This window comes from Flavobacterium aurantiibacter, assembly GCF_002251775.1.
GTDB lineage: Bacteria > Bacteroidota > Bacteroidia > Flavobacteriales > Flavobacteriaceae > Flavobacterium > Flavobacterium aurantiibacter.
The window spans coordinates 1-12,008 of the sequence record NZ_NOXX01000181.1 but is presented as its reverse complement, the minus strand read 5'-3'; the positions used below and the strand labels follow the sequence as shown (position 1 = coordinate 12,008).

The following is a 12,008-nucleotide window of genomic DNA, read 5'->3' as shown; positions in this document are numbered from 1 at the left end:
ATTCCCTGATGAAGTACGGAATTTGTGATTTAGCGATTGTCCCCATTCGCGCTGAATCTTCTGATCGAAGCGAAATTGTTTCGCAATTGCTGTATGGAGATACTTTCGAAATACTCGAAGTACAAAAACAGTGGCGAAGAATTCGTTGTGCATTCGACAATTACGAAGGTTGGATCGACGAAAAGCAATTCTTGGAAATTTCAGAAACTGAATTTCAAAAAATCGAAGCGGAACCGACTGTGCTTAACGGCGATTTAATTGATTATCTCATCACTGCGGAAGACGAATTACTCGCAATTCCGCTCGGAGCAGTCATTAGCGGTTTGTATCACAGCAAACTAAACCCGAAAGGCTATGTCTTCGAAGGCATGAAAGTTTGCGGACAACATCCGAAGGAAAACATCGTAAAAACGGCATTTCTGTATTTGAACGCGCCGTATTTGTGGGGCGGAAAGAGTCCGTTTGGCATTGATTGCAGCGGATTCACGCAAATGGTTTACAAACTAAACGGCTACAAACTACTTCGCGATGCATCACAACAAGCAACCCAAGGCGAAGGTTTGAGTTTTATTGAAGAAAGCGAACCAGGCGATTTGGCATTTTTTGATAACGAGGATGGAAAAATCATCCACGTGGGCATCATTATGAAAGATAACTACATCATTCATGCTTCAGGGAAAGTTCGTGTAGATCGCCTCGACCACCTCGGGATTTATAATGCCGAACTGCGCAAGCATACGCACAAACTTCGCGTGATTAAAAAGATTTTTTAGGCCGGAAGCAAATTCGGGCAGTCGCTCAATTCGGGTTTACCGTGAACAAACTGGGTAAGCCATTCCCTCAGTTGTTCTATTTCATAAGGAAGTAACACTTTAACTGCTTTTTCCAATTCTTTGCGAAAAAGCTTCGGATCAAAACTAACTCGTTCCAAGATCGTCTTGGTGTACGCAACCATTGTTCCTCTCATCGTGTCTGTTTTTTACACTGGTTTGTCAAAGATACAAAATGTACTAAATCGATTTCGTACGTCCTGTGTTAAACAATCTGTAAAACAATTGTTAAAGTTTAGAACGCTTATAAACAACAAACATTTCACGTTTTCCGGGAGGTCCGGGCACTTTTTGTACTTGAAAACCGACGCTTTCTAGATTTCGTTTGATTACGGAGCGTGCTGCATAGGTTACCAAAATTCCTTCAGAATCAAGTGCTTGGTACATTCTAGAAAATATATCTGCCGACCATAGATCGGGTTGTACACGATAACCAAAAGCGTCGAAATAAATTAAGTCGAACGCGGCTTTAAATTCAATTTGCTCGAAAAGCAACTTTCGTTTTGTTAATTTAAAATAAGATGAGATCGTTTTTGCCTGCTCCCACTCTGCTTCAAACAGTTTTTCAAAAATCGGCTTGGCTGCTGGTGTATCAAGTAATTCCGGATAATTCATGGCTCGATGTTCGGCCGTTTCAATCGGATAGGCTTCAACTCCTGTATAATCAATTTCCAGTAGTTGTTCTTCTGCGTAAAGCGCCGTTAAAAGTGCGTTTAAACCGGTTCCGTAGCCAATTTCTAGGATCCGTACCTTTTTTTGTGAAAGGCGCTCTAATCCGTTTTTTATAAATACATGTTGTGCTTCCTGAATAGCGCCGTGTTTGGAATGATAATGCTCATCGACTTCGGGTAAGCGGATCGTCGATGAGCCATCGCTGGTGGTTATGATTTCTCGAATCACTCTAATTTAAGTGTTTTGATCCGCGCAATCGGTCCGCCGCATTTTTTCTCATGACAGCTAATACAGGCATTGATTGCAGCTTGGTAGTGCGTTCGTGCATTTTTTGTATCGCTGTAAATTAGTTTTTGATGCTTTAAAAACTCTTTGGCTTTCGCCTGAAAAAATGCGTCGTTATCTGTCGAATCGGTCATTTTTGCCGAATAAATCTTGTCGAAAACCACGGGATAAGTGCCTATTTCGCCGCCGCTGGTAAACGTTGCTTTTATTCGCGTATTTTCAACGTACATCTGCTCCATTAAAGCAGCCATTTCCGACATTTCATACATTTGAAACTTCGATTTTTTAGCTATAGTCGTTTTGCAATTAGCCGAATCTTTAACTTTCGCCGTTTGCGTGTCGACTTTCTTCTCGGAACAACCAAAGAAAATAAAGCTTGCCAAAAGAATGAAAAAAACGCGCATTATTCTTCGATTAGTACACCGTCTGCAGTAAATGCGTAGGTGATTTTTGGTTCGGTAATTTTATCAATTTCAGCTTGCGATTTACCCGCATCCTTCTCATAGTGCTTTAACTCATCTACTGAAACTACATCGATAAACGCTTTTCCGCTAACAATTGCTGTTGAGCCATCGGCATTTAAAGGCACGAAAAATCCGTAATCTTTAAATCTAATAAACGATTCCTTGCCTGAGGCCAAATCCATTTTCATCCAGCAACCTTTCTTTTTGCAAACGGAACCAATTTTACTGCGAAATTTTACTTGAATGGTATCGCCTTTTTTAAGTTTAGCATACTTCTGTAGCATCTGCTCTTTTGACAATACGTTTTTATCCGATACAGACGCTCCGAACTTCGCGTAAGAAACAGTAGGAGTTTTAGAAGTATTTTCCTTCACTTCTATTTTTTCGGTTTCTTCAGCTTCAGCGGCTTCTGGTGTCTCTGTTGTCTCCGTTGCTTCCGTTGCTTCCGGCATTTCAGCTGACTGCGCAGTAGCGTCGGTATGTACTACTTTTTCTTGATTTGTAGCAACGGCTTCACTTTCTTGTTCTTTTTTACAGCTAACAAGTGCTGCACTTAACGTAACGAAAAGGAGAATTTTTTTCATGGAATTATTTTAGAATCGTTTTCAAATTTAAGGGTTTTCCTTAGATATATTTTGTTGTCGAAAAGTAGCAGGTTTTTTAGTGGTTTTTCAAATAAGTGCGCGCCAGCTCTAAGTCGGCTGCCGTGTCAATGCCAATCGATTGCTGCTCGGTTTCCACCATTTTAATTCGAAAACCGTTTTCGAGGTAACGCAGTTGTTCTAATTTCTCGCTATTTTCTAAAATACCAGCGGGCAATGCTGCAAAAGACAACAAAGCATTTTTTCTGAAACCATAAACACCAATGTGCTTGAAATATATAGTTTTCTCGCCACCTTCGCGCAGGTACGGAATAGGTAAACGCGAGAAATACAAGGCATGTTGCTTTGAATCGACAACAACTTTTACATGGTTCGGATTTTCGATTGCTCCCTGTTCCGTCAGACGAGTCATGACCGAAGCAACATCGACCGTTCGATGCACATCGTTTTCAAAAACCGACACAAGTTGTTTAAGCAGCGTGGCATCCACGAACGGTTCGTCGCCTTGAATATTTATTACAACGTCGCAATCAAGGTCTTTGACAGCTTCGGCAATACGATCGCTACCCGATTCGTGTGCTTTCAAGCTCATGAAAACGGCTCCTCCGGCGGCTTTAATAACGTCGGCGATTTCTTCAGAATCGGTTGCAACCAAAACTTTATCGAATAAGCCCGTTTCATTTACAGCGCGATACGTACGAACGATAACGGCTTCGCCACCTAAATCCTGTAATAACTTCCGCGGAAGCCGTGTTGATTCTAAACGTGCCGGTATAACTGCTATACAATTCATAGTTAATTCCATTTTGGATTCGAAGATTCTATATTAAACAACCACTGATTTACGAACTTCGATAATTCTGATTTATTTCCCAACTTAAAAGTAAAACTACCTCCTGCGGTTTCGATCGTTAAGCTAGCCAAATCTAAGTTTTTATGCCACGCGAGTTGCACCAAGTTAACCGATTGCATTTTGTGAATTGGCAGTACTGTTACTGTTTTGTCCCATAAACCTGCGTGCAAATACAAATAACCATCGGCAATTTCCAAGCGATAATTTTTTAGAGCCGCAAAATTCCAGGCAAGAACTACAGTCATCAAAACCGAAACTCCGATTACGCGATTTATGGTATCAATTTCAGGAATAAAAACCAGAGCCAAAATCGGCACAATCAAAACGAGAAAAGATGAAAAAACCGCTTTGCGCCAGTTGGATCGTAAAACCGTGTGTGCTTTTGGTAGATCGCCTAAGATAAACTTGCGAATAGATTGTACTTCTTCGCTACCAATTCCTGGAAAATCCAAAGCTGATTTTACGGCACCATTCTTTCCGAGCAATCCGCCTGCTTGTGTGAACTTAATGACGGCTATGCCTAACTTTCTTTGCAGAATATTCTGTTCGATGGTAAGCTGTTGGACTTTATTCGGGCGGATGTTTGTGTTTCTTGTACTGAGCAATCCGTACGTGAATTCTAATCCCGTTTCTTGTTGTTTTATCTGTAATCCGAAGTAACGAACAAATACCCGTATAAAATTGATAACCAGTAATAAAAATAATGCAACTAGAAGTAGTACTCCAAGTAACATTCCGTAGTTGAAAGTCTTTGACAGAGCATCTACCTCCTCCTCGCTTATTGCTTCAATATTTGCTTGCTCTATCGTTTCGTAAATCGAAAAGAAGAACGCAATAATCAGCGCTAGTGTTTTAAAATAATTCGATGTTAGCGATGCTTTCACTAAGGAACTGACGCTAACTTTTACGATTGCTAGCTGTTGTTCGGGTTCCGAAGTCGAAGTTTCAGCCAAAGCCTTCGCACTTACGTATTGGGTAAGTGTTTCTTTAAGCTTTTCGGCAACTTCTTTAGAAACAGCTTTGATTTTCACCTCAGCGTCGGCACTTCCTGCTGTATCGATAATTACCTCATAAACAGCCGTTAACTTATGGATAAACGACTGATTTAAACTTACTTGTTGAATATTTTCGAATTGAATAACGGTACGTGTTTTATTGATGATGCCGTCTTTCACCAATAAATTTCGCTCTTGTATGTTTAATTCGAATGTAAAAAACCAATATTTCAGCGCTGCAAACACCAAAAATGCCACCGCAAGTCCGAGAATTGCGAGCAAAATATACAGCGGTTGTTCGCGCATTCTTAAAAATACCACCAAAAGTAATGTAGCAAAATGCCTGATGTTATTGGTTAGCGAAAACACAAAAAGCACTAAAATGCCCGCAATGGATTGTCGTTGAGGTGTTTCGAAGTCTGCCATGTATTACTGACCTTGAATTTTACTCGCTAAAAGATCTTTGATTCGAAGTGCGATATCTTTAGGAAGTCCGTCGATGCTTAAATCGTTCGACTCGTCTCCAGCTGTATACAATTGAATGCCCGCGAGTTTAAACATGCGCGGAAACAAGGCTTCGTGCAAAGCAATGTGCTGCACGCGATTAAAAGGAATAATCGTTGTTTTGATTGATAGAAATCCGGATCGATATACAATATCGTGTTCGCGAATGGCGTAACCTCGACGTTTAAATCCGATGATAACTCCCGCGAATACAAAGAGCATGTATATCAACAATATCGGTAATCCGATGGGGAGTAATAGCGGCGCATCTTCTACTAAAAAGATAGCTGCTACAAAAGCCGCAGCGGGAATAAATGTCGCAATGGCCGCGTAGATCAGCATTACTTTCAAATAATCGGGATGCAAAACCTGCAATTCCACCGCTTCAAAATCGGGCAGTTCATTGGTTAGCAGCTGCTTGTTGGAAAAGTCGTCTATGGAATCCATTTGTTTTTTCCGAAATTAGGTTTACGCTTTTCTAGGAATGCATTTCTACCTTCAACCGCCTCTTCGGTCATGTACGCCAAGCGTGTTGCTTCGCCGGCAAAAACCTGTTGACCCACCATGCCGTCGTCGGTTAAGTTCATAGCAAATTTGAGCATTTTTATGGATGTTGGCGATTTTTCGAGAATTTCTTGTGCCCATTCGTACGCTGTTGCTTCCAGCTCGTCGTGTGGAATCACTGCATTCACCATTCCCATTTCGTAAGCTTCCTGCGCTGAGTAATTTCTACCTAAGAAGAAAATCTCTCTCGCTTTCTTTTGTCCAACCATTTTCGCTAAATACGCCGAGCCGTAGCCGCCGTCGAAACTCGTCACATCGGCATCGGTTTGTTTGAAAATCGCGTGTTCTTTGCTCGCTAGCGTCAAATCGCAAACCACATGTAAACTGTGTCCGCCGCCTACCGCCCAACCCGGAACCACAGCAATTACTACTTTGGGCATAAAGCGAATTAAACGCTGAACTTCCAAGATATTGAGTCGGTGCATGCCGTCTTCGCCAACGTAACCTTGATGTCCGCGGGCCTTCTGATCGCCTCCGCTGCAAAACGAATATACGCCGTCTTTTGGTGAAGGTCCTTCTGCGCTAAGCAAAACCACGCCGATTGATGTATCTTCTTGTGCATCGTAAAACGCACGGTACAATTCAGCGGTAGTTTTCGGACGAAAGGCATTGCGCACCTCGGGGCGATTAAAAGCAATACGCGCTACTCCGTTACTTTTGTGGTACGTTATATCGGTGTAGTCGCCTACTTTTATCCAATTAGGTTCTGATTTCATCTTTATTGATTGAGTTTTAATCCTTCTTCTGTAATGCTAATTAGTTGCTGTTTGTACAATTGACCCACAGCCTGCTTGAACGTTTTTTTACTCATGTTTAAAACCGACTTTACATCTTCCGGATGACTTTTATCGGTTAAGCCTAAAAAACCTTTGTTTGCTTTAATTTCGCTGAGCAACTTACTAGCTTCGGTTGATACTTTCGCATATCCAATGGGTTTTAAGGCTAAATCTATTTTTCCGTCTTCTCGAATTTGACGTACGTAACCTGTTAATTTATCGCCCGGACGAATGCGTAAACTCGCTGCTTCGTCGGTGTACACCAATCCGCGAAAGCGTTTGTTGACAATCATATTCACACCTAAATCGGTACGGTGACTAATCACTAAATCAACTTGATCGCCCGATTGCAAACCTTCGGGAACCTCTTGTAAAAGCTTGTTAATTTTACTGGTGGCAACCAACCTATTAGTCTTTTCATCTTTAAAGCAATACACTAGGTAACGCTTGTCAACTTCCATTCTTTTAGCTTGTTCGGCAAACGGTGCAAACAAGTCTTTCTCCAATCCCCAATCGAGAAAGGCACCAAACTGATTGATGTAATTTACTTTCAGATACGCATAATCATTGAGCGTGATGTACGGATTTAAAGTTGTTGCTACCGGACGTTCTTCGTGATCCAGGTAAATGAAAACCGAAATCTCATCGTCGATTTGCATTTGATCGGTAACATATTTGTTGGGCAATAATACTTCGTTGTCTTCGGCGTCGCCCAAAAAAAGGCCAACTGCTGTTTTTCGAAGAATTCGCAAACGGGTAAAAACTCCGATTTCCATCATAATTGGTCTATTTTTAAAGCTGTAAAATATTGATCTAGTATCAAATCGTTTGTTCTAGTTGGTGTAAAGATTTCCAAAATACGGCGATCGCTTGCTGCGAAAAACTCCGTTAAAGCTTCCGACAACTGGGCCGACGATGCCGCCGTTTGGTACGTGAAATTATACATTTTTGCCAAATGTTCGGAGGTATAACAATGTGCTGTTTCGAAAAACGTATGGAACGTCTCGTTTTCTTGGTGTCCGGGCAAAATTCTAAAAATGCCTCCTCCCCCATTGTTTATCAAAATGATCTTGAAATTTTGCGGTATGTACTGATTCCACAAACCGTTGCTGTCGTAAAAGAAACTGATATCGCCGGTAACTAAAATCGTTGGTTTTGAACTCACTACCGAAAATCCCACTGCCGTAGAAGTAGAACCATCGATACCAGAAGTTCCTCGGTTGCAATAAACCGCCAGTTTTTCCGGTAGTGCAAACAACTGCATATAGCGTATGGATGCGCTGTTCGAAACATGTAAAGCAATATCGGCAGGCACAGTTTCGCAAATCAATTTAAAAACAGAAAAATCCGAAAATGCGGCAACTGCCTCGAATTCAGATTGTTTTTCCAACTTACGGCGGTACCGCTGCAACTGCTTTTGCTTGTATGTGGACGTAACATGCTGATTGCGAACCACAAATTGCTGCTGAAAACTCGCTAGGCTCATTTTCAGGTGTTGCACGTCTAATCCAAACGTATTGTATGCCAAATGCGCATCGACATGAAAATGCGGCAAATCTGTGTACGTACGCAGTAGTGTTTTTATGCGTTTACTCACCACCATTCCGCCTAAGCTTAACAACACATCTGGGCGCAGCGATTCGGTAAACAACGTATTGCTTTCAGAAATAAACGAATCGATTTGATTGATGAATTCCGAATGACGCACATTGCTGTTTGCTTCCGTGAAAACAAGCACACTCGGATCGGACGCCAAAGCGCGGATAAACGCAGCAGAGAATTGGTCCGGCAATCCGGAGCCAATCAAGACCAATTTGCGTTCGGCAGCATTCCACAAATTGAAAAATGCGTCGAGTTGTGGCTGCTTTTCTGAAGAAGGAACGATACGCGTGCTTGAAATCCGATAATCAAAATCAGACAACGTTCGGTACAACGGCTCTTCGAATGGCGCATTTATGTGAATGGGCAATTGCTCGGAAATGGCTTTGTGTAAAGCTTTTCCCAGTTTGCGATCCGATTTTTTGGTAGGAAATTCGGGTAAATCTAAACTTTTACATACGTGATTTTTAAGGACGTGCTTCTGACGAATCGTTTGGCCATCGCCGATGTCAATTTTATGCGGCGGCCGATCGGCAGAAATAACAACCAACGGAATGCGACTGTAAAACGCTTCTGCAACAGCAGGATAAAAATTTAAAACAGCCGAACCCGACGTACAAATTACAGCAACCGGTTTTTGCAATTCCAGCGCCATGCCCATTGCAAAGAAAGCAGCACTGCGCTCATCGGCCACACTGTAACAACTAAATTGCGGATGTGAAGCAAAACCGATAGTTAATGGAGCGTTGCGCGAACCGGGCGAAATAACCACGGTAGTAATGTTGTACAGCAACAAATGTTGGATGATGGATTGCGCAAGTGTATTTTCTGGTACGATCATGTGTAGATTCCTGTTTCAAAGGTACGGCGTAGCGGATAAAAGTTCCTAATTTTGACGATAATTCCCGATTCAACATGCTAATCAGACCTGTTCGTACCTCCGATGTTCCCGAAGTAGTTGCCATTGTTAACTACGAAATTGAAAACAGCACATCGATTTACGAAGAGCAAACACGTAGCCTCGAAGCCCAACAGGAACTCATTGCATCGATAACCGACGCAGGTTTTCCGTTTCTGGTTGCAGAAATCGACAATCGCATTGCCGGCTTTGCTTGCTACGGAACGTTCCGCAAAAAATACGGGTACCGCAACACCGTAGAACATTCTGTTTACGTCTCGAACGATTTTCGCGGAAAACAAGTGGGTTCTTCCCTATTGCAAGCACTCATCGATTGTGCAAAAAAACAACAGCTGCATGTATTGGTAGCTTGTATCGACACCCAAAACCCAAAAAGTATTGCTTTTCACGAGAAGTTTGGTTTTAAAAAAACCGCAATTTTGCCGAGAATAGCCGAAAAAAAAGGCAAAATCCTCGATCTTGCCATTTTACAATTGGATTTACGCCTTGATTAAATCGACGATTCGCGAATCGAGCGGACTAACAGACGATGAGAAATCGGTTACTAAATTTCCTTTTTCGTCGATAAAGAATTTGTGGAAATTCCACATCACTGTAGAATCTTTGACGCCATTTTTTTCTTTGGAAGTAAGCCATTGATATAAAGGCGATTGACCAGCACCTTTGGTTACCATTTTTTCCATAATCGGGAAATCAATACCGTATTTTACCGAACAAAACGATTTAATTTCACTGGCAGAACCTGGTTCTTGTCCGCCGAAATCGTTGCTCGGAACCGCAATAACCACGAACGTATCGCCGCCGTATTGCTTGTACAATTTTTCAAGCTCGGCGTATTGCGGCGTAAATCCGCATTCCGAAGCTGTGTTTACTAAAAGTACTTTCTTTCCTTTGAGTTGGGAGAAATCGAACGAATTCCCGTTTATGTCATTTACTTTAATGTCGTAGAAATTCATAGAAGCTTTAATTTGTTGATTAGAAGTTGGTACTGAAACAGCACTTGCAGTTTGTTGTGCCGAGTTGTTGCAAGAAAACATGAGTGCCGCCGCGCAGCATATAAATAGATTTTTCATGTGTAGTTTTATATCAAAAGTACTATTTGCGTTCTAAACAGATGATAATATTTTTATAAAGTCGACTTTCGGGTACCTACGCTTCCCAAAAAAATAAATTATATTTACGGTATAACAAAAAATGCATGGAACAAGAAGTACTCATTCCCTTACTCCTTAAAAAGGACGAAAAAGCCTATACGATGCTGTATGATATGTACGCGAAAAATCTGTATGGCGTGATTTACAATTTGATGCGCGACAAAGAAGAAGCCGAAGACGTGCTTCAAGAAGTACTTGTGAAGATTTGGAAGAATATCGATTCTTACAATACTTCCAAGGGTCGTTTTTTCACTTGGATTGTGAATATTGCACGCAATGCAAGTATCGATCGGTTGCGTTCAAAAGGATTTAACAATGCGCAAAAAAACCTATCCGTAGATAATTTCGTACATCTACTTGATGACAGCAATAAAGCAAACTTCAAAATCGATTCAATTGGAATTCAAGAATTCATTAAAAAATTGAAACCCAAGTGTATCAAAATTATCGATTTGTTATTCTTTAAAGGTTACACGCAACAAGAAGCTTCTGAAGAATTGGAAATCCCGCTGGGGACGGTTAAAACCCAAAACAGAAATTGTATAGCAGACCTTAGAAATTTATTGCAAGTCTAATGGAAGTAAATGAATTTATCACCTCGGGAATCCTTGAACTGTACGTTTACGGAGTAGCTACTGAAGCCGAAGTTGCCGAAGTAGAGCGCATGGCGGCCGAGCACCAGATAGTACGCGACGAAATTAAATCGATTGAAACAGCGGTTGTTAGTTTGTCGTACACGATGGCGCCTTACTTGTCGGGCGAAAATTACCAACGCATTGCAAAAGCTATTTTTGGCAATGAAATCCAAGCACCAAAACCCGTAAAAGTTATCGGATTGGCCACGTATATTGGTTACGCTGCCTCGGTATTGTTCTTGTTGGGTTGCGGTTATTTGTTCTTTGAGAATCAGAACAAAGAGGCGGCGCTGAGCTCGGTTAACGAAGAAAAAGTGGCACTCACGAAGAAAATTGATACGTTAAATCAGGTTAATGAGAGTCGTTTAGCGTTGGTTAACGTTTTGAGAAGCAAGGAAAATACGGTAATCGATTTGGCGGGTCAGGCTATTGCACCGGAATCGTCGGCACGTATTTACTGGAACAAAGCGTCCCAGGAAGTGTACGTAGATATTGCGTCGTTGCCGGAGCCACCGGAAGGAAAAGTGTATCAAATCTGGTCGTTAAAGCTAGTTCCACAACTTACGCCAACGTCTATTGGTACGATTGCAAACTACGACTCGTCGGCCGAGAAAATCTTCAAAGTTGAGCCTACGGGCGATGCGGAGGCGTTTGGAATTACGCTCGAACCCGAAGGAGGAAGCGCTACACCAACGATGGAGCAGTTGTACGCACTCGGAAAAGTTTAAAATTTTTTATTGCTGATTTGGGCGCAACCCACCCCCACTAAACCCGGCCGGGGTCAGGCTTTCCATTTCAACCCACTCACAGGGCGGTTTTCGCTGTGCTAAACAATTGTGTTTCTTAGGTCACACAATTCTTTTGCAGCTCAATACCGCCCTGTTTCGTTTGGTTTCCATTGCAATCCTTTGCGCGGGGTGAGTGCATGGGGAGAGATGTTTGAGAAAAGAAAGCCCCAACAAACAAGTACTGATGGCGAGTTTAACCTATAATCTCAAAAAATACCTCAAATTCAACACCCGCAAACCCATATTACAAGCCGAAGTTATTGCTACGATAAAAGGAAAAGTAAAATCAAACCTAAAAAGCACTTTTTATCGGGTACTGTCCGACAAACTGTGTAAGTTGAAAAATAATGGGGTTTTAAAACCCCATT

Annotated in this window: 16 protein-coding genes; 5 read left to right on the top strand and 11 right to left on the bottom strand. The window is 41.8% G+C overall.

The genetic code is table 11. The features are described 5' to 3' along the window. The first annotated feature begins 8 nt into the window (after positions 1-8). A complete protein-coding gene (locus CHX27_RS06110) occupies positions 9-773 on the top strand; it encodes a C40 family peptidase (protein ID WP_094485876.1) in 765 nt (254 codons plus the stop codon). Here the strand turns inward: CHX27_RS06110 and CHX27_RS06105 are convergent. The 10 genes from CHX27_RS06105 to menD all read right to left on the bottom strand — a co-directional run bounded on the left by CHX27_RS06105 (position 770) and on the right by menD (position 8,985). Then, complete coding sequence (locus tag CHX27_RS06105) at positions 770-967, bottom strand: hypothetical protein (RefSeq protein WP_094485875.1); 198 nt, start codon at positions 965-967, stop codon at positions 770-772. The genes CHX27_RS06110 and CHX27_RS06105 overlap by 4 nt on opposite strands. Positions 968-1,058: 91 nt before the next feature. Next, positions 1,059-1,730 carry a tRNA (5-methylaminomethyl-2-thiouridine)(34)-methyltransferase MnmD gene (mnmD, locus tag CHX27_RS06100; RefSeq protein ID WP_094485874.1) on the bottom strand — a complete coding sequence of 224 codons (672 nt, stop codon included), beginning with the start codon at positions 1,728-1,730 and terminating at the stop codon, positions 1,059-1,061. Beyond that, a complete protein-coding gene (locus CHX27_RS06095; protein ID WP_094485873.1) occupies positions 1,727-2,191 on the bottom strand; it encodes a hypothetical protein in 465 nt (154 codons plus the stop codon). The genes mnmD and CHX27_RS06095 overlap by 4 nt, the downstream gene beginning before the upstream one ends. Then, complete coding sequence (locus tag CHX27_RS06090) at positions 2,191-2,835, bottom strand: DUF4920 domain-containing protein (RefSeq protein ID WP_243388966.1); 645 nt, start codon at positions 2,833-2,835, stop codon at positions 2,191-2,193. Before CHX27_RS06090 ends, CHX27_RS06095 begins: the two co-directional genes overlap by 1 nt. 76 nt (positions 2,836-2,911) lie before the next feature. Then, positions 2,912-3,646 carry a 3-deoxy-manno-octulosonate cytidylyltransferase gene (gene kdsB / locus CHX27_RS06085; RefSeq protein WP_094485900.1) on the bottom strand — a complete coding sequence of 245 codons (735 nt, stop codon included), beginning with the start codon at positions 3,644-3,646 and terminating at the stop codon, positions 2,912-2,914. Between the two features lie 2 nt (positions 3,647-3,648). Beyond that, positions 3,649-5,127, bottom strand: coding sequence for a PH domain-containing protein (locus CHX27_RS06080; RefSeq protein ID WP_094485872.1), 1,479 nt, complete (start codon positions 5,125-5,127; stop codon positions 3,649-3,651). Between the two features lie 3 nt (positions 5,128-5,130). Continuing rightward, positions 5,131-5,652 carry a PH domain-containing protein gene (locus CHX27_RS06075; protein ID WP_094485871.1) on the bottom strand — a complete coding sequence of 174 codons (522 nt, stop codon included), beginning with the start codon at positions 5,650-5,652 and terminating at the stop codon, positions 5,131-5,133. Continuing rightward, on the bottom strand, positions 5,640-6,485 hold the full coding sequence (locus CHX27_RS06070; protein WP_094485870.1) for a 1,4-dihydroxy-2-naphthoyl-CoA synthase: 846 nt from the start codon (positions 6,483-6,485) through the stop codon (positions 5,640-5,642). The genes CHX27_RS06075 and CHX27_RS06070 overlap by 13 nt, the downstream gene beginning before the upstream one ends. 2 nt (positions 6,486-6,487) lie before the next feature. Beyond that, positions 6,488-7,324 carry a CvfB family protein gene (locus CHX27_RS06065; RefSeq protein ID WP_094485869.1) on the bottom strand — a complete coding sequence of 279 codons (837 nt, stop codon included), beginning with the start codon at positions 7,322-7,324 and terminating at the stop codon, positions 6,488-6,490. Next, on the bottom strand, positions 7,321-8,985 hold the full coding sequence (gene menD, locus CHX27_RS06060; RefSeq protein ID WP_094485868.1) for a 2-succinyl-5-enolpyruvyl-6-hydroxy-3-cyclohexene-1-carboxylic-acid synthase: 1,665 nt from the start codon (positions 8,983-8,985) through the stop codon (positions 7,321-7,323). The genes CHX27_RS06065 and menD overlap by 4 nt, the downstream gene beginning before the upstream one ends. A gap of 74 nt (positions 8,986-9,059) precedes the next feature. Here menD and CHX27_RS06055 point away from each other — a divergent pair, with 74 nt between their 5' ends. Continuing rightward, on the top strand, positions 9,060-9,557 hold the full coding sequence (locus CHX27_RS06055; RefSeq protein WP_094485867.1) for a GNAT family N-acetyltransferase: 498 nt from the start codon (positions 9,060-9,062) through the stop codon (positions 9,555-9,557). Here CHX27_RS06055 and CHX27_RS06050 read toward each other — a convergent pair. After that, entirely contained in the window at positions 9,543-10,136 is a 594-nt protein-coding gene (locus tag CHX27_RS06050; RefSeq protein WP_094485866.1) for a glutathione peroxidase, read from the bottom strand. The two genes, CHX27_RS06055 and CHX27_RS06050, sit on opposite strands and share 15 nt — an antisense overlap. A gap of 125 nt (positions 10,137-10,261) precedes the next feature. On the opposite strand from CHX27_RS06050, the gene CHX27_RS06045 reads away from it, so the two are divergent. The 3 genes from CHX27_RS06045 to CHX27_RS15710 form a co-directional block, all read left to right on the top strand. Beyond that, complete coding sequence (locus CHX27_RS06045; RefSeq protein ID WP_094485865.1) at positions 10,262-10,792, top strand: RNA polymerase sigma factor; 531 nt, start codon at positions 10,262-10,264, stop codon at positions 10,790-10,792. Next, on the top strand, positions 10,792-11,580 hold the full coding sequence (locus CHX27_RS06040) for an anti-sigma factor (RefSeq protein WP_094485864.1): 789 nt from the start codon (positions 10,792-10,794) through the stop codon (positions 11,578-11,580). The genes CHX27_RS06045 and CHX27_RS06040 overlap by 1 nt, the downstream gene beginning before the upstream one ends. A 244-nt stretch (positions 11,581-11,824) precedes the next feature. Further along, a partial coding sequence (locus CHX27_RS15710) for a hypothetical protein (RefSeq protein ID WP_207758939.1) occupies positions 11,825-12,008 on the top strand: 184 nt, incomplete at its 3' end.